At 46.9% G+C, this 26,475-nt stretch carries 27 protein-coding genes; 19 read left to right on the top strand and 8 right to left on the bottom strand.

The genetic code is table 11. From position 1 onward, the window contains the following. Positions 1–87: 87 nt before the first annotated feature. Entirely contained in the window at positions 88–1,251 is a 1,164-nt protein-coding gene (locus tag ACWJJ5_RS00255; RefSeq protein ID WP_454022101.1) for a MalY/PatB family protein, read from the bottom strand. Between the two features lie 87 nt (positions 1,252–1,338). Here ACWJJ5_RS00255 and ACWJJ5_RS00250 point away from each other — a divergent pair, with 87 nt between their 5' ends. After that, a complete protein-coding gene (locus tag ACWJJ5_RS00250; RefSeq protein ID WP_003152094.1) occupies positions 1,339–1,599 on the top strand; it encodes a DUF1871 family protein in 261 nt (86 codons plus the stop codon). 24 nt (positions 1,600–1,623) lie between these two features. On the opposite strand, the gene ACWJJ5_RS00245 is transcribed toward ACWJJ5_RS00250, so the two are convergent. Continuing rightward, positions 1,624–2,445, bottom strand: coding sequence for an alpha/beta fold hydrolase (locus tag ACWJJ5_RS00245; RefSeq protein ID WP_454022100.1), 822 nt, complete (start codon positions 2,443–2,445; stop codon positions 1,624–1,626). A 152-nt stretch (positions 2,446–2,597) separates the two neighbouring features. On the opposite strand from ACWJJ5_RS00245, the gene ACWJJ5_RS00240 reads away from it, so the two are divergent. From ACWJJ5_RS00240 to yugI, 3 genes are all read left to right on the top strand, one after another. Beyond that, on the top strand, positions 2,598–3,098 hold the full coding sequence (locus tag ACWJJ5_RS00240) for an Lrp/AsnC family transcriptional regulator (RefSeq protein ID WP_003152098.1): 501 nt from the start codon (positions 2,598–2,600) through the stop codon (positions 3,096–3,098). Continuing rightward, positions 3,099–4,268: an aminotransferase gene (locus ACWJJ5_RS00235; RefSeq protein ID WP_102422031.1), complete on the top strand. Its 1,170-nt coding sequence runs from the start codon at positions 3,099–3,101 to the stop codon at positions 4,266–4,268. Between the two features lie 195 nt (positions 4,269–4,463). Further along, on the top strand, positions 4,464–4,856 hold the full coding sequence (yugI, locus tag ACWJJ5_RS00230) for a S1 domain-containing post-transcriptional regulator GSP13 (protein WP_003152102.1): 393 nt from the start codon (positions 4,464–4,466) through the stop codon (positions 4,854–4,856). Between the two features lie 47 nt (positions 4,857–4,903). On the opposite strand, the gene ACWJJ5_RS00225 is transcribed toward yugI, so the two are convergent. Beyond that, positions 4,904–5,140 carry a DUF378 domain-containing protein gene (locus ACWJJ5_RS00225; protein ID WP_003152104.1) on the bottom strand — a complete coding sequence of 79 codons (237 nt, stop codon included), beginning with the start codon at positions 5,138–5,140 and terminating at the stop codon, positions 4,904–4,906. A gap of 227 nt (positions 5,141–5,367) precedes the next feature. On the opposite strand from ACWJJ5_RS00225, the gene ACWJJ5_RS00220 reads away from it, so the two are divergent. Beyond that, entirely contained in the window at positions 5,368–6,531 is a 1,164-nt protein-coding gene (locus tag ACWJJ5_RS00220; protein WP_003152105.1) for an iron-containing alcohol dehydrogenase, read from the top strand. An 85-nt stretch (positions 6,532–6,616) separates the two neighbouring features. Beyond that, a complete protein-coding gene (locus tag ACWJJ5_RS00215; protein ID WP_003152109.1) occupies positions 6,617–7,789 on the top strand; it encodes an iron-containing alcohol dehydrogenase in 1,173 nt (390 codons plus the stop codon). 297 nt (positions 7,790–8,086) lie between these two features. Here the strand turns inward: ACWJJ5_RS00215 and ycaC are convergent, their stop codons facing one another. Further along, on the bottom strand, positions 8,087–8,731 hold the full coding sequence (ycaC, locus tag ACWJJ5_RS00210) for an isochorismate family cysteine hydrolase YcaC (RefSeq protein WP_070082276.1): 645 nt from the start codon (positions 8,729–8,731) through the stop codon (positions 8,087–8,089). A gap of 124 nt (positions 8,732–8,855) precedes the next feature. After that, a complete protein-coding gene (locus tag ACWJJ5_RS00205) occupies positions 8,856–9,422 on the bottom strand; it encodes an NADPH-dependent FMN reductase (protein WP_003152115.1) in 567 nt (188 codons plus the stop codon). A gap of 397 nt (positions 9,423–9,819) precedes the next feature. Here ACWJJ5_RS00205 and ACWJJ5_RS00200 point away from each other — a divergent pair, with 397 nt between their 5' ends. The 3 genes from ACWJJ5_RS00200 to ACWJJ5_RS00190 are packed head-to-tail and all read left to right on the top strand — an operon-like array spanning position 9,820 to position 12,019. Beyond that, the gene (locus tag ACWJJ5_RS00200) at positions 9,820–11,172 is read left to right on the top strand and encodes a glucose-6-phosphate isomerase (protein ID WP_454022099.1); all 1,353 of its coding nucleotides are present in this window, start codon (positions 9,820–9,822) and stop codon (positions 11,170–11,172) included. Positions 11,173–11,193: 21 nt separating this feature from the next. Then, positions 11,194–11,592, top strand: a complete 399-nt coding sequence (locus ACWJJ5_RS00195; protein ID WP_070082274.1) for a transporter — start codon at positions 11,194–11,196, stop codon at positions 11,590–11,592. Positions 11,593–11,614: 22 nt separating this feature from the next. Continuing rightward, complete coding sequence (locus tag ACWJJ5_RS00190) at positions 11,615–12,019, top strand: YugN-like family protein (protein ID WP_003152121.1); 405 nt, start codon at positions 11,615–11,617, stop codon at positions 12,017–12,019. Here ACWJJ5_RS00190 and ACWJJ5_RS00185 read toward each other — a convergent pair. Next, complete coding sequence (locus ACWJJ5_RS00185) at positions 12,016–13,002, bottom strand: potassium channel family protein (protein ID WP_003152122.1); 987 nt, start codon at positions 13,000–13,002, stop codon at positions 12,016–12,018. The two genes, ACWJJ5_RS00190 and ACWJJ5_RS00185, sit on opposite strands and share 4 nt — an antisense overlap. After that, complete coding sequence (locus ACWJJ5_RS00180; RefSeq protein ID WP_003152123.1) at positions 12,999–13,253, bottom strand: protein mistic; 255 nt, start codon at positions 13,251–13,253, stop codon at positions 12,999–13,001. Before ACWJJ5_RS00180 ends, ACWJJ5_RS00185 begins: the two co-directional genes overlap by 4 nt. Before the next feature lie 132 nt (positions 13,254–13,385). Here ACWJJ5_RS00180 and ACWJJ5_RS00175 point away from each other — a divergent pair, with 132 nt between their 5' ends. The 7 genes from ACWJJ5_RS00175 (at position 13,386) to ACWJJ5_RS00145 (ending at position 19,296) form a co-directional block, all read left to right on the top strand. Beyond that, positions 13,386–13,649 (top strand): hypothetical protein, encoded by a 264-nt coding sequence (locus ACWJJ5_RS00175; protein WP_454022098.1) that lies wholly within the window; start codon positions 13,386–13,388, stop codon positions 13,647–13,649. Between the two features lie 46 nt (positions 13,650–13,695). Further along, positions 13,696–14,373, top strand: a complete 678-nt coding sequence (locus ACWJJ5_RS00170) for a zinc metallopeptidase (protein ID WP_003152125.1) — start codon at positions 13,696–13,698, stop codon at positions 14,371–14,373. 42 nt (positions 14,374–14,415) lie between these two features. Then, a complete protein-coding gene (locus tag ACWJJ5_RS00165) occupies positions 14,416–15,705 on the top strand; it encodes a hemolysin family protein (RefSeq protein WP_007408640.1) in 1,290 nt (429 codons plus the stop codon). A gap of 89 nt (positions 15,706–15,794) precedes the next feature. Then, positions 15,795–17,453 (top strand): glycoside hydrolase family 13 protein, encoded by a 1,659-nt coding sequence (locus ACWJJ5_RS00160; protein WP_454022097.1) that lies wholly within the window; start codon positions 15,795–15,797, stop codon positions 17,451–17,453. Positions 17,454–17,574: 121 nt separating this feature from the next. Continuing rightward, positions 17,575–17,991 (top strand): secondary thiamine-phosphate synthase enzyme YjbQ, encoded by a 417-nt coding sequence (locus ACWJJ5_RS00155; RefSeq protein WP_229154418.1) that lies wholly within the window; start codon positions 17,575–17,577, stop codon positions 17,989–17,991. Further along, positions 17,988–19,019: an NAD(P)H-dependent flavin oxidoreductase gene (locus ACWJJ5_RS00150; protein ID WP_454022096.1), complete on the top strand. Its 1,032-nt coding sequence runs from the start codon at positions 17,988–17,990 to the stop codon at positions 19,017–19,019. Before ACWJJ5_RS00155 ends, ACWJJ5_RS00150 begins: the two co-directional genes overlap by 4 nt. Positions 19,020–19,044: 25 nt before the next feature. Further along, positions 19,045–19,296 (top strand): hypothetical protein, encoded by a 252-nt coding sequence (locus tag ACWJJ5_RS00145; protein ID WP_014305693.1) that lies wholly within the window; start codon positions 19,045–19,047, stop codon positions 19,294–19,296. 17 nt (positions 19,297–19,313) lie between these two features. Here the strand turns inward: ACWJJ5_RS00145 and ACWJJ5_RS00140 are convergent, their stop codons facing one another. After that, positions 19,314–20,051, bottom strand: a complete 738-nt coding sequence (locus ACWJJ5_RS00140) for a protein-glutamine gamma-glutamyltransferase (protein ID WP_043867366.1) — start codon at positions 20,049–20,051, stop codon at positions 19,314–19,316. A gap of 141 nt (positions 20,052–20,192) precedes the next feature. On the opposite strand from ACWJJ5_RS00140, the gene tlpB (ACWJJ5_RS00135) reads away from it, so the two are divergent. The 3 genes from tlpB (ACWJJ5_RS00135) (at position 20,193) to tlpB (ACWJJ5_RS00125) (ending at position 26,464) form a co-directional block, all read left to right on the top strand. After that, on the top strand, positions 20,193–22,178 hold the full coding sequence (tlpB, locus tag ACWJJ5_RS00135; RefSeq protein ID WP_071392228.1) for a methyl-accepting chemotaxis protein TlpB: 1,986 nt from the start codon (positions 20,193–20,195) through the stop codon (positions 22,176–22,178). 184 nt (positions 22,179–22,362) lie between these two features. Continuing rightward, positions 22,363–24,351: a methyl-accepting chemotaxis protein TlpB gene (gene tlpB, locus ACWJJ5_RS00130; RefSeq protein WP_102422037.1), complete on the top strand. Its 1,989-nt coding sequence runs from the start codon at positions 22,363–22,365 to the stop codon at positions 24,349–24,351. Positions 24,352–24,478: 127 nt separating this feature from the next. After that, positions 24,479–26,464, top strand: a complete 1,986-nt coding sequence (tlpB, locus tag ACWJJ5_RS00125) for a methyl-accepting chemotaxis protein TlpB (RefSeq protein ID WP_032876853.1) — start codon at positions 24,479–24,481, stop codon at positions 26,462–26,464. Positions 26,465–26,475 lie beyond the last annotated feature (11 nt).

The following is a 26,475-nucleotide window of genomic DNA, read 5'->3' as shown; positions in this document are numbered from 1 at the left end:
ATTATAACATCTTTACCGGCAAAAAAAGTATATATTTCTCTAAAGCGAACGCCCTTATCTCGTCTGATAAAGGCGTTCTTTCCGCTGCTAAGCGAGCGCTGCTTTCATTCTCTCAAGCCCTTCTTTTACGGTTGCGGCTGAACAGCCGACATTAAGTCTCATAAATCCTTCGCCGCCCGGTCCGTATTTCGTTCCCGGCTCTAATATGATTTTCCCTTTTTTGAGCATTCTTTCTTTGAGCTCGGCATCCGAAAATCCGTATCCGCTGAAATCCATCCAGATCAAATAGGAAGCGTCAGGTTTCATCATGCGGACTTTCGGCAATTCTTTTCTTAAAAAGTCCTCAGCCAATTTCATATTCCCTTCAATGTAAGGAATCAGCGCGTCAAGCCAAGGGCCTCCCTTTGTATAAGCCGCTTCGATTGCTGCAACCGCAAATGTGTTGAGGCTGGAAATCCCGTTCTGATGCAATGTGGCGGAGAATTTCGCCCGCTTATAACGATCGGGAATGATAATGGCGGATGCCTGAATGCCGGCAATATTAAACGTCTTGCTCGGCGCGACACAAGTAACGGAAATCCGCGCAAACTCCTCAGACAGAGAAGCAAAAGGCGTATGCGGCTTTCCGTACAGCATCAAGTCGGAATGTATCTCGTCAGAAACGACGGTGACGTTATGGGCGGCGCACAGCGATCCGAGCTTCATAAGCTCATCCCGGCTCCACGCTCTGCCGGACGGATTGTGGGGATTACAAAGAATCATCAGCTTGACCTCAGAATCGTTCAGCTTTTTCTCAAGATCCTCAAAATCCATGCAGTAGACGCCGTTTTCTTCCCGTAATGGGTTATGTAAAACCTGCCGTTTGTTTTCCTTGATCATCTGATAAAAAGGCGTATACACCGGTGATTGAATCAACACCGGATCGCCCGGTTCGGTAAAGGCTTGTACTGCCATGCTGATTGCCGTGACAACTCCGGGACTGAACGTGATGCTTGCGGGATCGGGCCGGTAGCCGTGCCGTGTCTCAAGCCATGAAGCGACAGCTTCTCTTGTGTTTTCGTCAGGAGACGTATAACCGAATATGCCGTGGTCAAGGCGGGCTTTTAAGGCGTCAGTGACCGCTTCGGGAGCGCGGAAATCCATATCGGCAACCCACATCGGAAGTGCATCCGATACGCCGAATAACGCTTCCGCCTTGTCCCATTTCACCGATTGTGTGCCAAGACGGTTTTCTCGAAGATCAAAGTTCATGTATGTCACTCCTGTAGTATCATTATTTTGCACAGCGTATCTATGATAAAATAGATTTGCAAACTTTATTATAAGCGGTGATGAAAAATGGAAGAAAGCCAAGCGGTCATGGAAATGATGAAAATCATTGCCAAGTGGGACCCGTTTAAATATGGAGAAGATTTTTATGAGACAGAAGCCGTCGACATCGTTCAGGCCGTCTACAGTGAAGACCGTGCCGACAAGCTGGCAGCAGCCATTCAGGATATCTTTGAAGCTTCATTTGAGCAAAAGCTTCCGATCGAAGGCTGCCAAAAGGCCGCCGAGCAGCTTTTGTTCATAAAAGAAAGCAGCTCCTGCACCCCTTAAAAACCGGCGGTTCCGCCGGTTTTTTTATTGAATAAATTCAAAAATCCGCTCTGAAACAAACTCCGGGCGCTCTTCGGGTACGAGGTGTCCCGTATCCTTGAGTGAATACAGAATGGAATCCGGCAGGTCGTCATGAAGCCGTTTTCCGACTGAGACCGGAACGACCCGGTCTTCTTCTCCCCATATTAAAAGAGCGGGGTTTTGCACTTTCTTCAAATCCTCGGGCTCTAAATCGCCCTCCCTGTGTCTGATGAACCTTGTCATCGCTTTGAAAATCTGGCGGTCTGTAAATGGTTTTTCGTAACCGTCAATCATTTCCTGATCGATAAGCGTCCGGTCGTGAACGACATTTAACAGGTTTTTCAGCACACCGTCTTTTGAAAGCCAATACTTAAGATACAGGTCAAAACAAGGGAGGTGCGTCCCGAATATAATCGACGGGTGCGAGCGCTTTAAATACCCCGAGCTGCACAGCAGGACGATTTTTGAAAAAAGCTCGGGTCTGAGAAGAGACGCGGATAAGGAAATCTGGCCGCCCATCGAATGGCCGATGAGTGCGGCCCGGCTGATACCGAGATTTTCCAGAAGTCCGATCAGAAGCTTGGCGAGGTTTGCGTAAGTATATACGAAAGTCCGTGACTTTTCCGATTGCCCGAAAGGAGGCAGGTCAACGGCGATAATATCATAATGGTTTCTGAGCAGCGGGATCAGTTTTCTGAAGCTGAATGCCGAAGATAAAAAACCGTGTACGCAGACGAGTGTCTGTCTGCCGGGATTTTCATAATGCTCGTAATACAGCTCAACTCCGTCTATCGCGGCCCGTTTAATCGGTGAAACAGCTTCCATGAGAGCCTTCGCCGTCCTTTCTTTGTTGTAATGTAAAGGCTTTTTTGATTGTCAGATTTTAGCTCTGGTTTCTTTCGGGTTTTTCTTAGCATTTGTCGAAAATCGTGATATAATGTCATGAAGATTTTTGATAATGCAAAGGTGTGAAATGTATGAAGCTGACGGAAAAAGAAACAGAAATATTAGAAATTTTAGACGAAAACAGCCGCGTTGATGCGGAAACGATCGCGAAAATGGCGAACATTCCCGCCGAAGAAGTCAAAAGCATCATTGAAAAGCTTGAAAAGGAAAAAGTCATCATTGATTATGCGGCGATGATCGACTGGCGCAAAGTCGACGGGCTGGAAGGCGTCACGGCGATGATTGACGTAAAAGTCACTCCGAAACGAAATGTCGGCTTTGATGAAGTCGCTGAACGGATATACAGATTCCAGGAAGTTGAATCAGTGTACCTGATGTCAGGGGTGTATGACTTATCTGTCGTCATCCGCGGCAACACGATGTCAGACGTGGCAAGCTTCGTGTCTGAAAAATTGTCCACCCTTGAGTCCGTCGTTTCCACGACAACGCACTTTATCCTGAAAAAATATAAGCATGACGGCAAAGTCTTTGAAAGCGGAGACGATGACAAAAGAATCGTGGTGTCTCCGTAAATGGAAACGAAGACTTCTTATTTATCTGACTACGTGCAGCAGATTAAACCGTCAGGCATCCGCAAATTCTTTGATCTGGCTGCTACGATGGAAGGCGTCATTTCATTGGGAGTGGGAGAGCCTGACTTTGTGACGGCCTGGAACGTGAGGGAAGCGAGTATTCTTTCTTTAGAACAGGGTTATACGGCTTATACGGCAAATGCGGGTCTTTATGAACTGAGAGAAGAAATCAGCCGCTATTTAGATCAGCGGTTCGGCCTGAGTTATTCGCCTGACAGTGAACTGATCGTTACGGTAGGGGCAAGCCAGGCGCTTGATCTCGCTGTCCGCGCCATTATGAATCCCGGAGAGGAAATGTTAATTCCCGAACCGTGTTTTGTCGCATATGAATCACTCGTGACGCTGACGGGGGCGAAGCCGGTGCCGATTCAGACTGTAGCTGCAAAAGGTTTCAAAGCATCATCAGCCGATTTTGAAGCGGCCCTGACGGACAAAACAAAAGCGCTGCTTCTATGCTCGCCGTCAAATCCGACTGGTTCCGTCTATTCGAAAGAAGAGCTTGAATCCATCGCTGCTTTCGCTGAAAAACACGACTTGATCGTGCTTGCCGATGAAATTTATGCCGAACTGACATATGATGAGCCTTTCACGAGCATGGGGGCCATCCGCGGCATGAAGGAGCGGACGATTTTGATTTCAGGTTTCTCCAAAGCATTTGCCATGACGGGGTGGAGACTCGGATTTACGGCGGCGCCTCCCGTGATCAGGGATGCCATGCTCAAAATTCATCAGCACGCGATGATGTGCGCGCCTTCCATGGCTCAGTACGCGGCGCTTGAAGGGCTGAAAAACGGTCAGGAAGACGTCGAAAGAATGAAAAAAAGCTATCGGAGACGCCGAAACCTGATTGTGGAAACATTGAACGAAATCGGACTCGGCTGCCACCACCCCGGCGGAGCGTTTTACGCCTTTCCTTCCATTCAGTCGACCGGCATGAGTTCAGAAGAATTCGCGGAACAGCTGCTCATTGAAGAAAAAGTAGCCGTCGTTCCGGGGAATGTATTCGGCCCGAGCGGCGAAGGCTACATCAGATGTTCCTATGCGACATCCATTGAGCAGATTCAGGAAGCGCTCGTCAGAATCAAACGGTTTGTTGAAAAAAGGGCATAAAAAAAGATACGAACCCGGTTCGCATCCAAATAAAAGGGGGGAATACTAGAAAGCCTTCGTAATCATAGTATACCCCCTTTATCTGTGCTTAAACATGATGATGTAAAAAAGTTCTCTTTGCGAAAAACAAACTTGTATGATATAATTTTAAATTGCGTATAATCTGTATTTAATTTAACTTAGGAGTTGTTATGAATGGCAGCAAAATTTGAAGTGGGCAGTGTTTACACTGGTAAAGTAACAGGATTACAAGCGTATGGTGCGTTTGTTGCATTAGATGAAGAAACTCAAGGACTTGTTCACATTTCTGAAGTCACTCACGGTTTCGTAAAAGACATTAACGAACACCTTTCAATCGGTGACGAAGTACAAGTAAAAGTACTTGCAGTTGACGAAGAAAAAGGCAAAATCAGCCTTTCTATCCGTGCGACTCAAGCGGCGCCTGAAAGAAAAGAAAGCAAACCAAGAAAACCGAAAGCGGCACAAGTTTCTGAAGAAACATCTGCTCCGCAAGGTTTCAACACATTGAAAGATAAGCTTGAAGAGTGGATCGAACAGTCCAACCGCAAAGACCTTATCAAAAAATAACCATCAAAAAAAGCACCGGATATGTATGTTCGGTGCTTTTTTTATGTTTATCTGACTTCCGGATTTGCCGCTTCCTCGCGGGATGTTTCTTCGTTCGGCTTAAACAGCAGGCCGAGATTGATCAGACCGGCGATGCCAACAAGACCGTAAATAATCCGCGACAGAGCTGATCCTTGGCCGCCGAAGATGGCTGCTACTAAATCAAATTGGAAAAATCCGATCAGTCCCCAGTTAATAGCGCCGATAATCGTTAATACGAGACAGATACGCTGAATAACACTCATGTAAACAACCTCCTCTATGAATTCGTGAAACAGTTATAGATTGTGACAAAGCAAAGAATCTATGCATACTTTCTCTGCCGTGTAAATCACACACTGTCTCAAGCTGTACAAGTGCCTTTCCCGGGAAGCCGCTGTCTGTAAACCGTGTGATGTGCCGTCAAAAAAGCGGATTGCTTTACATTGAACGTCAACTTTCTGCATAATATAAATCCAAAGGAGGAGATGTCATGCAAAACTTTACATATTGGAATCCGACCAAATTGATTTTCGGAAAGGGAGAGGTCGAAAAACTTCCTGAAGAAATCAAGCCGTACGGAAAGAACGTACTGCTCGTATACGGAGGCGGCAGCATTAAGCGCAGCGGTCTTTATGATCAAGTAACCAAACTGCTGAAAAAAGCAGGAGTTACCGTGCATGAATTGGCAGGCGTAGAGCCGAATCCGCGTGTCTCAACGGTGAACAAGGGTGTTGCGCTCTGTAAAGAAAACAGCATCGATTTCTTATTGGCCGTCGGCGGCGGAAGTGTCATTGACTGCACGAAAGCCATCGCGGCGGGCGCTAAATATGACGGCGACGCGTGGGATATCGTCACGAAAAAACACCAGCCGAAAGAAGCGCTGCCGTTCGGAACAGTGCTGACACTTGCGGCGACCGGTTCAGAGATGAACTCCGGATCAGTCATCACAAACTGGGAGACACAAGAGAAATATGGATGGGGGAGCCCGCTCGTTTACCCTAAATTCTCTATTCTCGATCCGGTAAACACCTTTACCGTTCCGAAAGACCACACCATTTACGGCATGGTCGATATGATGAGCCATGTGTTTGAACAATATTTCCACCACACGTCAAACACGCCGTATCAGGACCGGATGTGTGAATCGCTTCTGCGCACGGTGATTGAAACAGCGCCGAAGCTGATCAATGATCTGGAGAACTACGAGCTTCGTGAGACGATTTTATATACAGGCACGATCGCATTAAACGGAATGCTGTCAATGGGCGCAAGAGGGGATTGGGCCACACACAACATCGAGCATGCGGTATCAGCGGTTTACGATATACCGCACGCCGGAGGTTTAGCGATTCTGTTCCCGAACTGGATGAGACATGTGCTCAAAGAAAATCCGGCCCGCTTTAAACAGCTTGCCGTCCGTGTTTTCGATATTGACGAGACAGGCAAATCAGATGAAGAGATCGCACTTGAAGGAATCAGCAGGCTGTCTGATTTCTGGACGAGTCTCGGCGCTCCGAACAGACTCGCTGATTATGATATTTCTGATGAGAAGCTGGATACGATTGCAGATAAAGCGATGGCAAACGGAGCATTCGGACAGTTCAAGTCACTGCAGAAAGAAGATGTGCTTGCGATACTGAAAGCATCATTGTAATAACATAAAGGGGCGGCCGGATTGGCAGCTCCTTTTTTTCTGTGTTATAGTAATTCCCTTACGATTTTTTTGGAGGTCATGATAAATGGAGAACTTTACGTACTACAATCCGACGAAACTGATTTTCGGAAAAGGTCAAATCGACCAATTGAAAAAAGAGCTGAAGCAATACGGGAAAAACGTGCTGCTTGTTTACGGAGGCGGCAGCATTAAGCGAAACGGCCTGTATGACCAAGTAACAGGCATCTTAAAAGAAGAAGGCGCAACCGTTCATGAGCTTGCGGGCGTTGAACCGAATCCGCGTCTGGAAACGGTAAATAAAGGAATTGAGCTGTGCAGACAGCATGAGATTGATTTCCTTCTCGCAGTCGGCGGCGGAAGTGTCATCGACTGTACAAAAGCGATTGCGGCCGGTGCGAAATATGACGGCGACGCATGGGACATTTACAGCAAAAAAGTAACGGCGCAGGACGCGCTCCCGTTCGGCACGGTGCTGACGCTTGCGGCGACAGGCTCTGAAATGAACCCTGATTCCGTTATCACAAATTGGGAAACAAACGAAAAATTCGTATGGGGCAGCAATGTCACTCATCCGCGTTTCTCCATTTTAGATCCTGAGAATACTTTCAGCGTTCCGGAAAACCAAACCGTATACGGCATGGTGGATATGATGAGCCACGTATTTGAACAATACTTCCACAATGTTGAAAACACGCCGCTTCAGGACAGAATGTGTTTTGCGGTCCTTCAGACGGTAATTGAAACAGCGCCGAAACTTTTGGAAGACCTTGAGAACTATAAGCACCGCGAAACGATTTTATACGCGGGTACGATCGCATTAAACGGCACGCTGCAAATGGGCTATTTCGGCGATTGGGCTTCCCATACGATGGAGCACGCCGTATCAGCGGTTTATGACATCCCTCACGCGGGAGGACTTGCGATTCTGTTCCCGAACTGGATGAGATACACGCTTGATACAAATGTAGACCGTTTTAAAAACCTCATGCTTAATATGTTTGACATTGATACTGAAGGCAAAACGGATAAAGAAATTGCGCTTGAAGGAATCGATAAATTGTCCGCGTTCTGGACAAGCCTCGGCGCACCGTCCCGCCTTGCGGATTATGACATCGGCGAAGACAAGCTTGAGCTGATCGCAGACATCGCCGCAAAAGAAATGGAATACGGCGGATTCGGCAATTTCCAAAAACTGAACAAAGATGACGTACTTGCCATCTTAAAGGCGTCACTGTAGGATCACATTCCAGGCCGGAGTGGTTTTCATGCTGCAGATGTAACCGTTTTGGGAGTCCCTCTTTCCGGATTTTCTATTAGTTCATTAGGAGCAAGTGAAACACCCTTTGCCATGAGACAACTATGGAAATCGTTTCGTATCACATGATGCGGATTTGACTCCCTGTTTCTGTACATTTAGCAGAAAAGGACCAATTAACTTTGCGATTGCCTGTCATCTGTTTACACGCAATCTAAATCATGAAGATGAAGAGCCGCGAATTTAAAAAAGGGGCGCTGATTCAATCAGCGCTCCTTTTTATGCATTTTGTGTACTAAGGTCCCGCTGCGCCCCTATATAGCTTCCCATTAAGTTTTGATAACCGGGAAGATGACTGGAGATTAATGCGCCAAAACCTTCAACGTCGTTGCGCCAATCACGCTGTAACTCGCATGCTGCGCTAAACCAGTTCATAAGCTGCGCGCCGCCATGAGCCATACGGGTTAATGAAGCATCTGCTACTTGCTTATTAAACGTCCCCGAAGCATCTGTCACAACAAACACTTCGTAGCCTGCTTTAATGGCAGAAAGCGCAGGAAAAGCAACGCAGACGTCTGTTACCACCCCCGCGATAATCAGCTGTTTTTTGCCGGTCGCTTCAATGGCTTTAACAAAGTCTTCATTGTCCCATGCGTTAATTTGTCCGGGACGGGCTATTTTTGGCGCATCAGGAAAGAGATCAGCGAGTTCTTGCATGAGCGGTCCGTTGGGTCCATTTTCAAAGCTGGTTGTTAAAATAACCGGTAAATCAAAGAATTTAGCCGTATCACCGAGAGCCAATACATTGTTTTTAAATTCATCAACGCCATAGTCACGCACGAGCCCGGAAATAAGGCCCGTTTGATGGTCAACTAAAAGCACGGCAGCATCATCTTTTGAAAGACGGGAATAAAGATCAGACATTTTATCATCCTCCTTGAATTAAGGCAAGTCAGTTGGTCAATGGAAAACGGTAAATCTATTCATATGCTGTATAGATAGAAAGTTATTTCTGAGGTGACTTTTCGTGAGGGTGATGATCCTTCAATTAATCCGGAACGGGAACCGGAGCATGATCAATCCAATGGATGAACTGTTGTAAATAGCGTTGAAGATAACGTTTTGTTTGTTCATCCGTAAGTATGTTTTGAGCGGAATCAATTTTCTCATGGACTTGCGAAATCAGCATTTTTTGAAAGGGCAGAACATTGACTTGCATAGCTTCGAGTACTTCTCTCATTTGCATTTGACCAAAAGAGGTGCCGAACCCTCCGGGGGTTGCTCCGATTAAGCCAACCGGTTTTCTGTTTAAAACAGAAGAGGTCCGCGGTCTCGATGCCCAGTCCAATGCATTTTTTAATACCCCCGGAATTCCTGAATTGTACTCTGGACTTACAATGATGACGCCGTCAACGTCTCGTATATCAGCTCTAAAGGATGTTACGGAGTCTGGTGCTCCGGCGATTTCTAAATCTTCGTTAAAAAAAGGAAGACTGTCTATTTCAACCCAGCGAAATTGAGCCGCATTATCGAAGTCAATCAATGATTGAGCAATCACTCGATTATACGAGTTTTTTCGTAAACTTCCACAAATAAGACCAATGGTTTTAGTCATAAAATCACCTCCCGGTTTAAAATTATTTTCATCTTAACATGATACCCCAAATATAGACACTATTTTTAAAAATGGACATTTATTCCTTAATATACCTGCGCGGCAGCCTCTCAAGAGGAGTACTATATAAAAAGAACCGTCCCATCGGTATTGGCGATGGATGTCAACCTGCTCCAAAGTAAAGGTGATACGTTCCTGGATCACCAACATTCGATTCGTTACTTCTTTCACGATTATTACAAATATAACTATTTCGAATCCGGGATATTGTATAAAAAATGAACGCATCTTTAGCGCAAATCCCGTATTCATCATGCCTTCTTCATGACTTGATTTAGCGGGTGAGTTCATATAAAGTGAAAGAGAAAACAATTCACCGTGATGGAGGGACAAGCAAATGACGCATGTACGCTTTGATTACTCAAGAGCGTTACCTTTTTTCAATGAACATGAACTTACATACGCACGTGATTTCGTAAAAACGGCACACCATAATATCCATGAAAAAACAGGCGCCGGAAGCGACTTTTTAGGCTGGGTGGACCTCCCTGAAAACTATGATAAAGAAGAATTCGCGCGCATTAAAAAAAGCGCTGAAAAAATCAAATCAGATTCAGACGTGCTTCTCGTCGTGGGTATCGGCGGTTCATACTTAGGCGCCCGCGCGGCGATTGAAGCGCTCAATCATTCTTTTTATAATGTTCTGCCGAAAGATAAGCGCAAAAACCCTCAAGTTATCTTTATCGGCAACAATATCAGCTCAACTTATATGAAAGATGTTATGGACCTTTTGGAAGACGCTGATTTCTCTATTAATGTCATTTCTAAGTCAGGCACGACGACGGAACCTGCAATCGCTTTCCGGATTTTCCGCAAACTTCTTGAAGAAAAATACGGAAAAGAAGAAGCGAAAGCGCGGATTTATGCGACAACTGATAAAGAGCGCGGCGCTTTAAAAACGCTTTCTAATGAAGAAGGCTTCGAATCGTTCGTTATTCCTGATGATGTCGGCGGACGTTTCTCCGTTCTGACTGCGGTAGGCCTTCTGCCGATTGCGGTAAGCGGGGCTGATATCGATGAAATGATGAAAGGCGCTCTTGATGCAAGCAAAGACTTTTCCAGCTCGGAATTAGAAGAGAACGCAGCTTATCAATACGCCGTCGTCCGCAACGTTCTGTATAATAAAGGCAGAACCATTGAAATGCTCATCAACTATGAGCCTGCGCTGCAATACTTTGCGGAATGGTGGAAGCAGCTCTTCGGCGAAAGTGAAGGAAAAGATGAAAAAGGCATCTATCCTTCTTCCGCTAACTTCTCAACTGACCTTCACTCTCTCGGTCAATACGTGCAGGAAGGCAGACGCGATCTGTTTGAAACCGTGTTGAACGTTGAAAAACCGAAGCATGAGCTGACAATTGAAGAAGCGGAAAATGATCTCGACGGCTTAAATTACTTAGCCGGCAAAACGGTCGATTTCGTCAACAAAAAAGCGTTTGAAGGCACGATGCTTGCCCATACAGACGGAAAAGTGCCTAACTTAATTATCAATATTCCGGAGCTTAATGCATATACATTTGGATATCTCGTCTATTTCTTTGAAAAAGCGGTGGCGATGAGCGGTTATCTGCTCGGAGTCAACCCGTTTGATCAGCCGGGTGTTGAAGCCTATAAGGTGAATATGTTCGCGCTTCTCGGCAAACCGGGCTTTGAAGAGAAAAAAGCAGAGCTTGAAAAACGCCTTGAAAAATAAAAAGAAGGGCTGGCCCTCAGCATGACGGGTCAGCCTTTTTTAAACCGTGAAAGGTGTGATGATGAATTGATGCGGCTTTTATGTAAGCATGTCTTCATTTCCGTCTGTTCCGCCGCTATCGTCTATTCGGCACTAAAACTGTCTCCTGAATCCCTCTTGCAAACCATCCTGTTTTTCGCTTTTCCTCTCGGCTTGTTTACGGACATGGTCCGGCTGAAACTGAAGGTTGGCCGGATGCATACGCTGATCACGAAGTGCTGTCTCTATGCCGCCGTTTTCTATATTTCAACGGAAGCCGTTCTCTCCGCAATTGTGACGTATGTTCTGATTGAATGCGCCGTTACCTCTTTTCAGCGTCTGTCTGCCGCTCCCGGTTCTTCCCGGACGCCGTATGAAGATACCGCAGAGCGGGGACGCTAAAGACAAAAAGGAGCATATGCACATGATCAGCATACCATCTTCACTTGAAGGGCAATCGTTTTTACTCCGCGAATTGGAACAGGTGATGAAACCGATCGGTTATACCATCGGAGGCGGCTGGGAGTATGACCGCGGGTTCTTTGATTACAAAATTTCCGATCAGGACGGCTATTTATTTCTCCGTATCCCTGTTGAAGCAAATAAGGGACACCTGGATGAACGGGGGGCCGCCGTTACAATCGGCACACCCTTTTTGCTCAGGCACGTTTATCAGCAGGAAACGGATGATGCAGCAGGCGGCGGTGTTTTTGAGTCATTATTCAACCAATTCTCCGAGCCGAAACGGCGGGATGCGGCAATTGACCGCTCATATACAGATATCGGCATCTCGCTTGTGAAAGAGCTGGAAGACGTCCTGCTGCATTAAAGAGCCAAAAACAGATCAGTATCGAGCACCTGGTATGACAGGGGAGGGGTCAGCATCGGCCCCTCTTCTTTTTGTATGCCGATGATCGTGGTACTCCGTTTGAGATAATAGAGCGCACAGTCATGATAAGATGAGCCCTTCAGTTCCTCGGGGACGGGAATGATGCGCACCTTTTTCTCCAGTGTCAGATCTGACAGCGTTTGCGGTTTGGCAAGCTGCAGCTTGACCCGGTAATGCTCAAACATCACCCGGCTCGACAGGCGTGATGTGCACAGAATCTTATTGGCTCCTGCGCGCTCGGCGTTTTTGACATACCGTTCCGTTAAAATTTCTACGATACAATAAACGGACGGATGCAGCCCTTTGATGGCGAGAAGCGTTAATACCGACAGCATATCAGCTTCGGATTCATTTTTCTGCTGGTCCGCTGTCAGAATGACGGTATCAGCTTCCGTAATATTCGCCTTATTGAGCGTGCTGTCATCAGCGGCATGTCCGCGGATGAAATGGACGTTTTCAATAAGCGGCCCTTCCCTTAATGAATCATCAATCAGGACGACAGTTTTTGACGGTGCGATGTGCTGCAGTTCTTTCAGCAGCATATGCGATTTTTCATTCCATCCGATAAGAATGACGTGCCCCTTGCCTTTAAAGGCGACCTTCCCTTCGACATAGCGGTGCTGTTTGCTGAATACGGCTGAAGAAAGCGTGGCGAAATAGGCGGTCACAAAACTCGCTCCGCTTAATACAAGCACCATGCCGGCAATCTGCCCGAGCGGCGTCTGCGGAACGTAATCGCCGTAGCCGACTGTGGCCACCGTAATCACCGCCCACCAAACCCCTTCAAACACAGACGTGAACTGCTTCGGTTCGAGCATGTAAATGAGTTGGCCGAACAATAAAATCAAGGCGATAATGATCAGCCCGATCCGAACATATAACGGCCATCTCAGCCAGGAAATAAATATACGGTTTGATTTCATTCGTCCGGCTCTTCTTTCGACAGAGAGATGGATAAAATCTGCTTAATAATGGTGTTTAGTTTTTCGTCCAGCTGTTCCTGGCCGTATGAGTCACGTGCATGTCTGATTAAGTCGGCCGTCTCATCTTCAAACTGAATGAGAGGTTCGTCGTTTTCCGATTCATTATAGAGCTGGATGAAGGCGTCAAGCCCTTCGTTCATTCTGTCTATCGCATTGCTCAGCTGTTCTTTCTCGCCATTTGTCACTTTCATGTCGATCACACCTGTATCTTTTTTTATACAGTATGTCCCAGTTCGTTTGATGTCTTTCAAAAATCGCCGAAAACATATTCACCCTTATTTTTTCATATGATAAAGAAAGCGGACCGAAAAAGGGTGAGTCAAATGACAGTCATTCAAAAACTGCTGGCGGCGCTGGCCGGAGCGCAGCTGCTCGCTTCGGCGGCCGTATTGCTTATTTTCGATTTGAATGGATACAATCACATGTCCGGCGGATTTTCATGGCTTGTTTTTGCAAAAGAGACCGCAGGCACGTTTCCGTTTTACATCGGTGTGGCCGGGTGTATCCTCATCATGCTCGGAGGATTGATTCCTGTCAGAAAAAAGAAGCGGATTTCTGTACAGGAAAGCGGGCAATCATTAAAATAATATATAAGCAGATCGTACGATATAAGAGAAAAAGGAAGAGGATAATATGCTGTTTATCTTTTTAACAATTGCTGCATTGGGTTTGTCGTTTTGGGCACAATTTAAAGTGAAAAGCAATTTTCAGAAATACTCAGACGTGGAAGCCTCCAGTCAGCGGACGGGGGCGGAAACGGCAAGACGGATTCTTGATATTAACGGTTTATATGATGTGCCGGTAGAACCGGTAAGAGGCACTTTAACAGACCATTACGACCCGACGGAGCGGGTGGTGCGTTTATCTGAGCCGGTATATTACGGCCGCTCCATTTCCGCCATTTCCGTCGCTTCCCATGAAGTCGGACATGCTTTGCAGCATCAGGAATCATACGGCGCGCTTGTGCTGAGGCACAAAATTTTTCCGGTCGTCAATTTTGCCTCCGGGGTTGCCCCTCTGCTTTTCTTGGGCGGGATGCTCCTGGGCAGCTTGAACTTAATCGGACTCGGCATTATTTTGTTTTCGGCCGCTGTTTTTTTCCAGCTTGTCACACTGCCTGTCGAGTTTAATGCCAGCGCGAGGGCGAAGCGGATTATCGTGTCGGAAGGATTCATTCGCAACAGTGAAGAACACGGCGTGAATAAAGTGCTGAACGCCGCCGCGCTGACGTATGTGGCTGCGGCGCTCGTTTCATTATTCGAGCTGCTTCGTTTTGTGATGATTTTCTTAAATGGTCGTGATGAGAATTAACACGAAGGAGGTGGCCCCTTACCGTTTGCGGTAGGGGTTTTTTTGCTTATATTAAAACTGATTCTCATTATGCTGTTAATCGGATTAACGGCTATCTTTGTCGCTGCGGAATTTGCGATTGTCAAAATCCGCGGTTCAAAAATCGCGGAGCTGGTTGAAACCGGAGACAGCCGGGCGCTCGCGGCGCACAGGGTGATTTCAAATCTCGATGAATATTTATCAGCGTGCCAGCTCGGCATTACGATTACGGCGCTCGGACTCGGCTGGCTCGGTGAACCGACGATTCAGCGGCTTCTTCATCCTGTTTTCAGCCTGATCGGAATGCCGTCATCTATTACGCACGTCGTCACGTTTATTGCGGCGTTTATCGCCGTCACGTATCTGCACGTCGTCATCGGAGAGCTTGCGCCGAAAACGATATCCATTCAAAAAGCCGAAGCCGTCAGTCTGTGGACGGCGAAACCGCTCATTCTGTTTTATAAAGTGATGTACCCGTTTATTAAGCTGTTAAACGGCTCAGCCGGATTTTTGGTCAAGCTGTTCGGTTTTCATTCGGTAAAAGAACATGAGGTCGTGGTCAGTGAAGAAGAATTGCGGCTGATTTTGTCCGAAAGCTATAAAAAAGGTCAAATCAATCAATCTGAATTCCGTTACGTCAATAAAATATTTGAATTCGATAATCGGGTCGCCAGAGAAATCATGGTGCCGCGCACCGAAATCGCCGCCATCTCGCTTGAACAGTCAGTTGATGAAGCCATACATTTGATCATCAACGAACGGTATACGCGATATCCGGTTATTAAGGAAGACAAAGATCACATTCTCGGCATTATTAACAATAAGGATTTATTTAAAGCGTATTTTCTCGGCCGCTCCATTGAATTAAAAGAAATTATGCGTCCGGTCATCAGAGTCATTGAAAGCATCCCCGTTCAGGAGCTTTTGATCCGCATGCAGAAGGAGCGGATTCATATGGCGATTCTCGTTGACGAATACGGCGGCACGGCGGGACTTGTGACCGTCGAAGACATATTGGAGGAAATCGTCGGGGAAATCCGTGATGAATATGACCAGGATGAAATGCCCCACATCGTCAAAAAAGGCGAACACCATTATGTGATGGACGGCAAGGCGCTCATAGAAGAGGTGAATGATCTTCTTGATATCGCCATCGAAAATGAAGACATTGACACGATTGCCGGCTGGCTCTTAACACAAAAAATGGAGCTGAAAAATGGTGATGTGTTTCATGCCGAAGGGTGTGAATTTAAGGTGCTTGAAGCGGAAGACCATCATATCCGCTTCGTTGAAATTAAAAAAACTGATTTCTGAGCCTCCTGCTTTTGCAATGAGGCTTTTTTTATGGAAAAAATGCTTCTTCGTCCCGCTCCTTCATATGCTGTAAAGAAAGGAGTGTCGATATGAAAACAGATTGGTGGAAAACGGCGGCCGTCTATCAAATTTATCCCCGAAGCTTTATGGATTCGAACGGGGACGGAATCGGCGACATGAACGGCATAAGAGCAAAGCTTCATTACATAAAAGAGTTGGGGGCGGATGTGATCTGGCTTTGTCCCGTTTTTGACTCGCCGGGCGCGGACAACGGCTACGATATTCGGAATTATAAACAAATTGCCGGCGAATTCGGGACGATGGAGGATTTTGACCGGCTCCTTGCGGATGTCCATGCGCTCGGCATGAAGCTGATTATAGACCTCGTCATCAACCATACAAGCGATGAGCACCCTTGGTTTATCGAATCACGCTCAGCGAAAGATTCCGAAAAACGGGACTGGTACATCTGGAGAGACGGAAAAAACGGCAAAGAGCCGAATAATTGGGAAAGCATTTTCGGCGGATCAGCGTGGGAATATGATCAAGAGACCGGCCAGTATTACCTGCACCTGTTTGACAAAAAACAGCCTGATTTAAATTGGGAAAACGAAGCGATGAGGCAGTCCGTTTATGAGATGGTTCGCTGGTGGCTTGATAAAGGCATAGACGGCTTCCGGGTGGATGCCATTTCTCACATTAAGAAAAAAGAAGGGCTCCCTGACATGCCGAACCCGGACGGTCTCCCGTACGTCCCGTCTTTCCCGTATCATATGAACGGAGAAGGCATAATGGATCTATTAAAAGAGCTGAAGCGGGAAACATTTTCGCGCTATCCGATCATGACGGTCGGCGAGGCGAACGGAGTGGCGGCTTGGGAGGCAACTGATTGGGCCGGTGAAGAAAACGGCGTCTTTCAAATGATTTTTCAATTTGAACATCTCGGCCTCTGGGATACGGAAGATGATCAAAGCATCTCCATTCCGGCGCTTAAGCGCGTCTTGTCCGACTGGCAGAACAGCCTTGAAGGAAAGGGCTGGAATGCGTTATTTATGGAGAACCATGATCAGCCCCGTTCCGTTTCGGTATGGGGTGACGAACGGTTTTTGACAGAAAGCGCCAAGGCACTCGCCGCGATGTATATGCTGATGAAAGGCACGCCGTTTATTTACCAGGGGCAGGAGCTCGGAATGACCAATGTTTCGTTCCCATCCATTGAAGATTATGATGACGCCGCAATTAAATATATGTATGAAAAAGAGACGTCCCGCGGCGTTCCGCATGAACAAGTGATGAAGATCATTTGGAAGAAGGGCCGGGATAATTCACGGACACCGATGCAATGGAGCGGTGAGGCGAACGGCGGGTTTTCTGATGTTTCTCCGTGGCTCGGAGTGAATCCGAATCACACATGGCTGAACGCTGCATCACAATTGCAGGATGAAACATCCGTATACCATTTCTACAAACGGCTGCTCGCCCTCAGAAAAGAACACGGCGTATTGATCAGCGGCACATATGAATTGCTGCTTCCGAATGACCGGCAGATTTATGCCTATCTAAGAAAAAACGGAACAAAAACCGCCCTGATCATCACAAATCTGTCCCGAACCCCCGCTTTATACAGGCATCCCGGTTATCCGCTTGACTCCGCTTCTCTCGTGCTTGCAAACGCGGAAACAGAAGCGCACCGCCATGTGACATCCTTCCTCTTAAAGCCTTATGAGGCCCGCGTATATATATGGTGAAAAACTTCAGTCCCGAGGCTGAAGTTTTTTGTGATCTGCGTTTATCATCGCGATCCGACAGGAAAAGACAAATACAGAAACGAATATGGGAAAGGAAGAGAAAAAGAAAGGAGGCATTCATATGCTGAAAAAATTGCAGATTCAAACAAACAAAAGGGATGAAATGATCGACATCACACATGAAGCCGAATCTTTTCTCCGCGAAACAGGCGTAAAAAACGGTTTGGCGCTCATATACTGTCCCCATACCACCGCCGGCATTACCATCAATGAAAATGCCGACCCGGATGTGAAAAGGGATATGCTCAGAAGATTTGATGAAATGTATCCGTGGGAGCACGAACTGGACCGGCATATGGAGGGAAATACGGCGGCACATATGAAAGCGAGTACAACCGGCGCCTCTCAGCATGTCATCATAGAAGACGGGCGCCTGATACTCGGAACATGGCAGGGCGTTTATTTTTGCGAATTTGACGGTCCGCGAAACAGAACATGTTATATCAAAATACTGGCTGAAACGGAGGAAAACAAATGAGTGAGTGGATGAGTCCGTTATCATTAACAAAGCCCGTCATTCAGGCGCCGATGGCCGGCGGGCTGGTCACGCCGCGTCTGGCTTCGGCGGTATCAAATGAAGGGGCGCTCGGAAGCCTCGCTTCAGGATACGTCAGCCCGCAAGCGCTTGAAAAACAGCTTATCGAGATGAAAGAGCTGACGGACCGCTCCTTTCAAGTAAATCTTTTCGTCCCGGAAGAAAGACAGATGCCTGAGGCGGAACTCGTTGAAAAATGGAAAGCCCGCATCCCGAGGGCAAAAGACGCCAAGCCGTTCTCTGATCTGAAAGAAGAATGGAATGATTTCGAGGAAAAAGCGGAGCTTCTGATCCGTTACGGAATCAAAGCGTGTTCATTCACCTTCGGCCTGCCGCCGGAAGAAACGGCGGAAAAGCTGAAGAAAAGCGGTTGTTTCCTTTTCGGCACGGCGACAACGCCGGAGGAAGCGAAGGCTTTTGAAGAACGGGGAATGGACGCCGTTATCCTTCAGGGAATAGAAGCCGGCGGGCATCGCGGGTCGTTTCTGCCGGTTAAAGGAGAACCGGCTCTCGGCCTTATGGCGCTGATTCCGCAGGCTAAAGACGCGCTGAATATCCCGGTGATTGCGGCAGGCGGCATTTTTGACCGCCGCGGGGTGCAGGCGGCCCGATGTTTGGGTGCGGACGGCGTTCAAGTAGGAACACCGTTTCTCCTTTGTGAAGAAAGCAGCGCCTCACCGGCATATCAAAAAGCCATTGCCGAATCAAAAGGAGCCGATACGCGGCTGACCACCCTGTTTTCGGGAAAACAGGCGCGGGGAATCGTAAATCAGTTCATGAAAACATATGAAGCTGACGAGGGAAAAACGCTGCCTTATCCGCTGCATAATACGCTGACAAAGCCGATGCGCGGGCACGCGGCTCAATCAGGAGACGCGGAGTATATGTCTTTATGGGCCGGCCAGTCCGCCGCGAAACTTGAAGGGCCGACAGACGTGAAAACCGTTTTGGACGGATTGTGCGAATCATAATCCAGAAATCGTGAGGTGATGGATGATGAAGATTCTTCAAATGTCCTATAAAAAAAGAGGAACTATTGAGTTTGTCTTTGAAGATTTTCCGCATTCCAAAGTCACCATGGCGCCGATTAAAGGGTATTACTTTGTCCGCGCCATTAAATGGAGCAGACGGGACAGAGCCGTCACCCGCCATGATTTAGAGAAGTTTGAATGGGCTGCAAACCAAGCGCTCGGCACGACGGCTTTTTACCGGAAAAGAAAAGCATTTCACATCCCATCGTCACAATGACAGACGATGGGATTGTTTTAATGCATGATCTGATAAAGCGCGGGTGCATCAAGCCTTGTTGCCTGGTTAAGCAGATAAGCCGGCTGCACGGCATTTTTTTTTCTTAAAGAATTCAATCTCTGGATGATTTGTTCAGCGGTCAGAATCCCGAGACCGTGGGCGAAATATTGATCATTCCCCATCACAATGACATTTTCTCCCCGCCACTGGGCCTTTGCAGGGTTAAAATCAGGATTTTTAAAATATAAACAATCTCCCCGTAAAAAGTGGCTGCCGGTTTCCGTGTAGATCGGCAGATGCTCATAGTGCCAGTCATACAAAGTGATATCCCGGAAACGCCGGTTAAACCGTTCTTCACCGATTGTCTTTAAGACGGCCAGATAATAAATCACAACAATGGCGGTAGCGCATTCAAATGCGTAAAACGCGCCGTTTTCAATAATGTCCCGAATCGCTTTTGAAGCGGGAATCCTGTACTTCAGCTCCAGGGCTCCTTCCGGCGTCAGTCTCCAATAAGCCGTATTTCCGTATGTTTTGGCGAAAGTTGCAAATTTCACACCTGATCCGTGCAATTCTCTTGCGGCTTCCACAATATGGCGGCGCAGCCGCACCTCGAACATCAGTTCAGCAATCGACCCGTAATCGAATTGTACGGGAGAATTGAGCAGGTCATTTATATACGGAACAAGGCTTTCTTCCGTCTGCCAGTTCGCGATGTCCTGAGGCCGAAGCACTTGGCCGGATATGATAATCATCTGCGCGCCCCCTATCTTTTTTTATAAGATATGCAGGAAGCTTGGGCAATGAAAATCAAGTCATAAAAAAGGAGGAAATGTTAACAAAATGTGAAGACTGAGCCGATATATAAGGTATCACACTTGAGGGAGCAGCTTAATATGAAAAAATTCATTAATTGGTGCACAAAGGCATCGATTTCACGTAAATTAATCATTTCATTTATCGTGATCTTAATCATACCGATTCTCGTGTTAGAATTCAGTTCATACCATACGGCGAGCAATTCGCTGGATGATCAGATTTCAGGCAACGCGAAAAATAACATCGAATCTTTTAACACAACCATTACAAATGATATCGGCGCAAAAGCAAAGGCGATTGAATTTTTCAGCGAAACGTTAAAAGGGTCATCCTTCTCAAAGAAAAACATGTCTGCTCTTGAAGAAAAGTTCGGGCAATACACGTCTATTCATAAGGACGTAGCCCGCATTTACGGAGGTACGGAAGACGGCAGCTACGCACAGGCGCCGAAGGAGAATACTCCGGCCGATTACGATCCGAGAACACGCACTTGGTATAAAGACGCTGTGAAGGCCGGCGGCACGCTCGTTGTCACCGACCCGTACACCGCGGCAAGCGACGGCAGCATGGTCGTTACCGTGGCAAAGCAGATGCAGGACGGAACAGGCGTAGTGGCCATGGATATTACGATTGACCAGCTGCTGAAGCAGATGCAGGGAATCAAAATCGGACAAAAAGGATTCGTGTTTATCACGTCCAAAAATAAAACCTATGTCGCGCATAAAGACCACAAACCGGGCGATAAAGTTTCAACCCCGTGGCTGAATGAGGTATACAGCAAAGACAGCGGCATTATTTCATACCAGCTCGATGATCAAAATAAAAAAATGGCGTTTACGACAAATAAACTGACCGGATGGAAAATAGAGGGGAGCATGGAGCTCAACGAAATTAAAGACGCCTCACAACCGGTGCTGACGATGGGGATGATTGTCCTTGCAGCATCCATTATCATCGGGGGAATTTTAATTCTGTTGATTGTCAGATCCATTACGTCACCGCTGAAACGGCTTGTCCGCTCTTCTAAACAAATCAGCGGCGGAGACTTGACTGAAACCATTGATATCCGCTCGAAAGATGAATTGGGCGAACTCGGCGCGAGCTTTAATGAAATGGGAGAATCTCTGCGCGGATTGATAAGCGCGATCCAAAACTCTGTCGACAACGTGGCCGCGTCATCGGAAGAGCTGACCGCTTCAGCTTCGCAGACAAGCAAAGCGACGGAACATATTACAATGGCGATTGAGCAGTTTTCAAACGGGAATGAAGAGCAAAGCGAAAAAGTCGATTCAAGCTCAGCCAAGCTGAATCATATAAACGACGGACTCGCCGCCGTTTCCCGCACATCATCATCCATTACGGAAGCATCTAAACAATCGAAGGAAGCTGCCGGCACCGGGGAAGAATATGTGCAGCAAACCGTCGGGCAGATGAATCTCATCAATCAATCGGTCCAGCAGGCGGAAGCGGTTGTAAAAGGCCTTGAGGCCAAATCAAAAGACATCACTCATATTTTAAGAGTCATCAACGGTATTGCCGATCAGACAAACCTGCTTGCGTTAAATGCAGCCATTGAAGCGGCAAGAGCGGGTGAATACGGGCGGGGCTTCTCAGTAGTAGCCGAAGAAGTGAGAAAGCTTGCCGTCCAATCCGCCGGTTCTGCCAAAGAGATTGAAAAACTCATTCAGGAAATCACGGCTGAGATCAATACATCGCTTCACATGTTTACATCCGTCAATGAAGAAGTGCAATCAGGACTTGCCGTGACGGACCGCACGAAAGAAAGCTTCCAGAATATCTTCGGCATGACGAACGATATCGCCGAGAAGCTTCAATCGATGAACGGCACGGTTGAACAGCTGTCAGACAGCTCTCAGCACGTTTCAGCTGCAGTGACGGATATTGCGGACGTATCACGGGAAAGCGCAGCAAGCATTCAGGATATTGCCGCATCCGCAGAAGAACAGCTTGCATCAATGGAAGAAATCAGCACATCCGCCGATACGTTGGCGCAAATGGCCGAAGAACTGCGGGAATTAACGAAACAATTTAAAATCAACTAGTAAAAAAGGACGCTTTCCAGGTGGAAGGCGTCCTTTTTTATAGTGACAGCCGGATAATTAAATAAAAAGTCTTACATACAAAGGGAGTACATAGAACTATTTTTCATTTATGACTTAATTTTCAATGTAATAAAAAGGGAGTCGGCCGATATAAACAGTAAATGATTGAAAGAGGTTTACAAAATTGAAAAAAACAGCAAAAAAAATCGCCAGAAAATCAATAGCCAAAAAACTTATTATTTCATTTTTACTGATCTTAATTATTCCGGTAGCAGTATTGGCTGCCGGCGCCTACCGTTCGGCGGCTTCATCCGTTGAAAAGCAAATGATGGAAAGCGCCGAAGGAAATGTGCAAATCTTAAACAATATGATTGATGACCGGATCGGAATGTTTACAAAAAGCTCAGCATATTTCAGCGAATGGGCGACAAGCGCTAAATTTAAAGAAAAAAACCAAACGGAAATGCAAGAAAGGTTCAAACAGTTTATTGAAAGCAATGATAAAGCGTCCGCCATATTTTCTAGCAGCAAGGAAGGAACGTTTACCCGTTATCCGCATGCCGATATGCCGGCCGATTTCAATCCGCTTGAAAGAAGCTGGTATCAGGAAGCCATGGAGAATAAAGGCCAAACCATCATCACGGACCCTTATGAGTCCATCTCAAACAAAAAGATGGTCGTCACCATGGCCCGCGCGGCGCAAGACGGATCAGGCGTCGTCGCCATTGATATAAAAATCGACGATCTCATCACGATGACAAAAGAAGTGAACATCGGAAAAGAAGGATACGCCTTTATCCTCAGCAAAAATAAAAAAGCCGTTGCTTACAGTGATGAAAAAGCCGGCGCGGCGGTATCGGGAAAATGGGTTGATACATTATACAGCGGGCAAAAAGGCGACTATGAATATACGCTGAACGGGAAAGCGAAAAAAATGGCGTACGTGACCAATGAAGCGACGGGCTGGAAGATCAGCGGAACCATGTCCGTGGATGAAATCAAAGATGCGGCAAGACCGGTTCTGACTCTGGCCGTTATCATATTGGCGATAGCCATCGCCGCAGGGATGATTTTCATTTATTTTGTCATCCGCTCAATTACCAAACCGTTAAAACGTCTCGTAGCTTCAGCGGAAAAAATCAGCAGCGGGGATCTGACGGAAACCATTGATGTCGGCTCTCAAGATGAGCTCGGCGTGCTCGGTAAAAGTTTTAATCATATGACAGATTCACTCCGTTCGCTTATTCAGGGAATTCAGGACTCTGTTGAACATGTCGCTTCTTCCTCAGAGGAGCTGACGGCTTCAGCTGAGCAGACGAGCAAAGCAACGGAACATATCACCCTTGCGATTGAACAGTTTTCTAATGGAACGGAAGACCAAAGTGAGAGTATTGATAAAGCGACAGCACAAGTGAATGAGATGAAAGACGGGCTCAGCGATCTGGCGGAAGCGGCAGCCATGGTGACGGAAACGTCAATTGAATCGGCGGAGATATCCGGCGCCGGTGAGCGGCTTGTCAAGAAAACAGCCGGCCAGATGGGCGCCATTGACCAATCCGTAAGTAAAGCGGAGCAAGTCGTACAAGGGCTTGAACTCAAATCACAGGACATCACCAGCATTTTGCGCGTCATTAACGGCATTGCCGATCAAACGAATCTGCTTGCTTTAAATGCAGCCATTGAAGCGGCAAGAGCGGGAGAATACGGACGCGGTTTTTCAGTCGTTGCCGAAGAAGTGAGAAAGCTTGCCGTCCAATCCGCCGATTCAGCGAAAGAAATCGAATCCTTAATTCATGAAATCGTCAAAGAAATTCATACTTCGCTCGGAATGCTGGAATCCGTCAATCACGAGGTGAAAAGCGGACTTCAGTTAACGGACGAAACGGAAAAAAGCTTCCGGGACATTTCCGCCAAAACAAATCAGATTGCCGGTGAACTGCAAAATATGAATGCAACCGTGGAACAGCTTTCTGCCGGATCTCAGGAAGTATCAAACGCTTCAGAGGATATCGCGGCCGTATCCAGACAAAGCGCGGCCGGCATTCAGGACATCGCGGCTTCAGCTGAAGAGCAGCTTGCGTCCATGGAGGAGATCAGTTCCTCAGCCGTCACGCTGGAAAAAATGGCGGAAGAATTACGCGAACTGACAAAGCGTTTTAAGATAAACTCTTAATTAAGTCTAAAAGACTAATTTTGTAATAGGTAAAAAGTATGTTTCGTTATATTTCTTCTTTTTGGATGTGTATATTTACCCATAATTGCCGATATGAAGGGTAAACACGCAAGAGGAGATATAGCAGATGAAAAAAATTGTGCAAATCATCAAGCAGAGATCGCTTACAAGAAAACTGCTCATTTCTTTTTTGGCCATTCTCATTCTTCCTATTTCAACGCTGGCTTTTATCGCCTATCAATCGGCGGTAAGTACGCTTGACAGGCAGATGATGGGAAGCGCACTAGATAATGTGCAGCAGATTAACGATATGATCAACACAAGCATCAGCCAAAAGGAAGACGGAACGGCATATTTCAGCGACTGGCTCACAAAGGATCGGTACAAGCCGAAAAACCAATCGCAAATTACCGATAAATTCACAGAGTACATGAAGATCAATAAAGACGTGGAATCCATCTATACGAGTGACACGGAAGGACATTTCACACGGTATCCGGATCTGCAGATGCCTAAAGGATATAATCCGCTTGAAAGAGACTGGTATAAAAAGGCCGTGGAAAATAAGGGGAAAGTTGTTGTAACAGATCCCTACCGCACGGCTTCCACCAATACGATGGTCGTGACGGTCGTTCAGCAGACGAAAGACGGCTCAGGGGTCGTCGCCATCAATATGAAAATCGATGAGCTTCTGAAAACGACAAAGAAAGTGAACATCGGAAAATCCGGCTACGCTTTTATCCTGACGAAAGACAAAAAAGTGGTCGCCCACCCGAACCGCACGTCAGGCACAGTATTAAACGGGGATTGGGCTGAACAGCTGTACAACAGCAAAAAAGGTGATTTTCAATACAAATACGACGGCCAGGAAAAGAAAATGGCTTATGATACGAACGGGCTGACAGGCTGGAAGATTACCGGAACAATGTATCTGGACGAAATTCATGAAGCGGCCCTGCCGATCCTTCATCTGTCCCTGCTCGTTCTCGTATTAGCGATTGTCATCGGAACCATCGTCATGGTGCTGATTATCCGTTCAATCACAAAACCGCTCAAGCAGCTTGTGACATCATCGAAACAAATCAGTGAAGGCGACTTAACAGAAACGATCGAGATTCAGTCAAAAGATGAATTAGGCGAGCTTGGCAAAAGCTTTAACAATATGGCCGCTTCACTCAGGTCTCTCATCCATGCCATCCAGGATTCCGTGAATAACGTCGCATCTTCCTCAGAGGAGCTGACGGCTTCAGCGGAGCAGACAAGCAAGGCAACGGAACATATCACACTGGCGATCGAACAATTTTCTAACGGAAATGAAAGCCAAAGTGAAAATATCGAAAGCGCGGCGGAACATATTTATCAAATGAACAGCGGGCTTAAAGATATGGCGAAAGCATCTGCCGTCATTACCGAATCCTCCGTCACATCAGCGGAAGTCGCCAATTCAGGCGGAAAGCTCGTCCACCAGACGGTCGGCCAAATGAACGTCATTGACCGGTCAGTGAAAGAAGCTGAACAAGTGGTGCGCGGACTTGAGACAAAATCAAAAGACATTACAAACATTCTCGGTGTCATTAACGGAATCGCTGATCAGACAAACCTTCTTGCGCTGAATGCGGCAATTGAAGCCGCGCGTGCGGGTGAATACGGCCGGGGCTTCTCAGTCGTCGCCGAAGAGGTCAGAAAACTTGCGGTCCAGTCTGCCGATTCAGCGAAAGAAATCGAAAGCTTAATTATAGAAATCGTCAACGAAATCAATACATCTCTCGGCATGTTCCAATCGGTCAATAAAGAGGTGGAGAGCGGACTGGATATTACGAATCAGACCGAAACGAGCTTCAAACGGATTTCTGAAATGACGAACCAGATCGCCGGAGAAATTCAAAATATGAATGCGACGGTAGAACAGCTGACAGCAGGATCACAGCAGATTTCAGGAGCTTCTGAGCAAATCGCGTCCATCGCAAAAGAAAGCTCCGCCAGCATTCAGGATATCGCGGCCTCTGCCGAAGAACAGCTGGCTTCAATGGAAGAAATCAGTTCGTCTTCGGAAACGTTATCCCAGATGGCGGAAGAATTACGTGATATGACGAAACGATTTAAAATAGATTAATAGGTCATAGA

It is taken from the genome of Bacillus sp. JK74, assembly GCF_053663395.1.
This window is presented reverse-complemented; position numbering and strand designations above follow the sequence as displayed.

Excerpts from the sequence above, each read along its gene's own strand:
- ACWJJ5_RS00255 (WP_454022101.1), bottom strand. The coding sequence starts at position 1,251 with ATGAACTTTGATCTTCGAGAAAACCGTCTTGGCACACAATCGGTGAAA.
- ACWJJ5_RS00250 (WP_003152094.1), top strand. The coding sequence starts at position 1,339 with ATGGAAGAAAGCCAAGCGGTCATGGAAATGATGAAAATCATTGCCAAG.
- ACWJJ5_RS00245 (WP_454022100.1), bottom strand. The coding sequence starts at position 2,445 with ATGGAAGCTGTTTCACCGATTAAACGGGCCGCGATAGACGGAGTTGAG.
- ACWJJ5_RS00240 (WP_003152098.1), top strand. The coding sequence starts at position 2,598 with ATGAAGCTGACGGAAAAAGAAACAGAAATATTAGAAATTTTAGACGAA.
- ACWJJ5_RS00235 (WP_102422031.1), top strand. The coding sequence starts at position 3,099 with ATGGAAACGAAGACTTCTTATTTATCTGACTACGTGCAGCAGATTAAA.
- yugI (WP_003152102.1), top strand. The coding sequence starts at position 4,464 with ATGGCAGCAAAATTTGAAGTGGGCAGTGTTTACACTGGTAAAGTAACA.
- ACWJJ5_RS00225 (WP_003152104.1), bottom strand. The coding sequence starts at position 5,140 with ATGAGTGTTATTCAGCGTATCTGTCTCGTATTAACGATTATCGGCGCT.
- ACWJJ5_RS00220 (WP_003152105.1), top strand. The coding sequence starts at position 5,368 with ATGCAAAACTTTACATATTGGAATCCGACCAAATTGATTTTCGGAAAG.
- ACWJJ5_RS00215 (WP_003152109.1), top strand. The coding sequence starts at position 6,617 with ATGGAGAACTTTACGTACTACAATCCGACGAAACTGATTTTCGGAAAA.
- ycaC (WP_070082276.1), bottom strand. The coding sequence starts at position 8,731 with ATGTCTGATCTTTATTCCCGTCTTTCAAAAGATGATGCTGCCGTGCTT.
- ACWJJ5_RS00205 (WP_003152115.1), bottom strand. The coding sequence starts at position 9,422 with ATGACTAAAACCATTGGTCTTATTTGTGGAAGTTTACGAAAAAACTCG.
- ACWJJ5_RS00200 (WP_454022099.1), top strand. The coding sequence starts at position 9,820 with ATGACGCATGTACGCTTTGATTACTCAAGAGCGTTACCTTTTTTCAAT.
- ACWJJ5_RS00195 (WP_070082274.1), top strand. The coding sequence starts at position 11,194 with ATGACGGGTCAGCCTTTTTTAAACCGTGAAAGGTGTGATGATGAATTG.
- ACWJJ5_RS00190 (WP_003152121.1), top strand. The coding sequence starts at position 11,615 with ATGATCAGCATACCATCTTCACTTGAAGGGCAATCGTTTTTACTCCGC.
- ACWJJ5_RS00185 (WP_003152122.1), bottom strand. The coding sequence starts at position 13,002 with ATGAAATCAAACCGTATATTTATTTCCTGGCTGAGATGGCCGTTATAT.
- ACWJJ5_RS00180 (WP_003152123.1), bottom strand. The coding sequence starts at position 13,253 with ATGAAAGTGACAAATGGCGAGAAAGAACAGCTGAGCAATGCGATAGAC.
- ACWJJ5_RS00175 (WP_454022098.1), top strand. The coding sequence starts at position 13,386 with ATGACAGTCATTCAAAAACTGCTGGCGGCGCTGGCCGGAGCGCAGCTG.
- ACWJJ5_RS00170 (WP_003152125.1), top strand. The coding sequence starts at position 13,696 with ATGCTGTTTATCTTTTTAACAATTGCTGCATTGGGTTTGTCGTTTTGG.
- ACWJJ5_RS00160 (WP_454022097.1), top strand. The coding sequence starts at position 15,795 with ATGAAAACAGATTGGTGGAAAACGGCGGCCGTCTATCAAATTTATCCC.
- ACWJJ5_RS00155 (WP_229154418.1), top strand. The coding sequence starts at position 17,575 with ATGCTGAAAAAATTGCAGATTCAAACAAACAAAAGGGATGAAATGATC.
- ACWJJ5_RS00150 (WP_454022096.1), top strand. The coding sequence starts at position 17,988 with ATGAGTGAGTGGATGAGTCCGTTATCATTAACAAAGCCCGTCATTCAG.
- ACWJJ5_RS00145 (WP_014305693.1), top strand. The coding sequence starts at position 19,045 with ATGAAGATTCTTCAAATGTCCTATAAAAAAAGAGGAACTATTGAGTTT.
- ACWJJ5_RS00140 (WP_043867366.1), bottom strand. The coding sequence starts at position 20,051 with ATGATTATCATATCCGGCCAAGTGCTTCGGCCTCAGGACATCGCGAAC.
- tlpB (WP_071392228.1), top strand. The coding sequence starts at position 20,193 with ATGAAAAAATTCATTAATTGGTGCACAAAGGCATCGATTTCACGTAAA.
- tlpB (WP_032876853.1), top strand. The coding sequence starts at position 24,479 with ATGAAAAAAATTGTGCAAATCATCAAGCAGAGATCGCTTACAAGAAAA.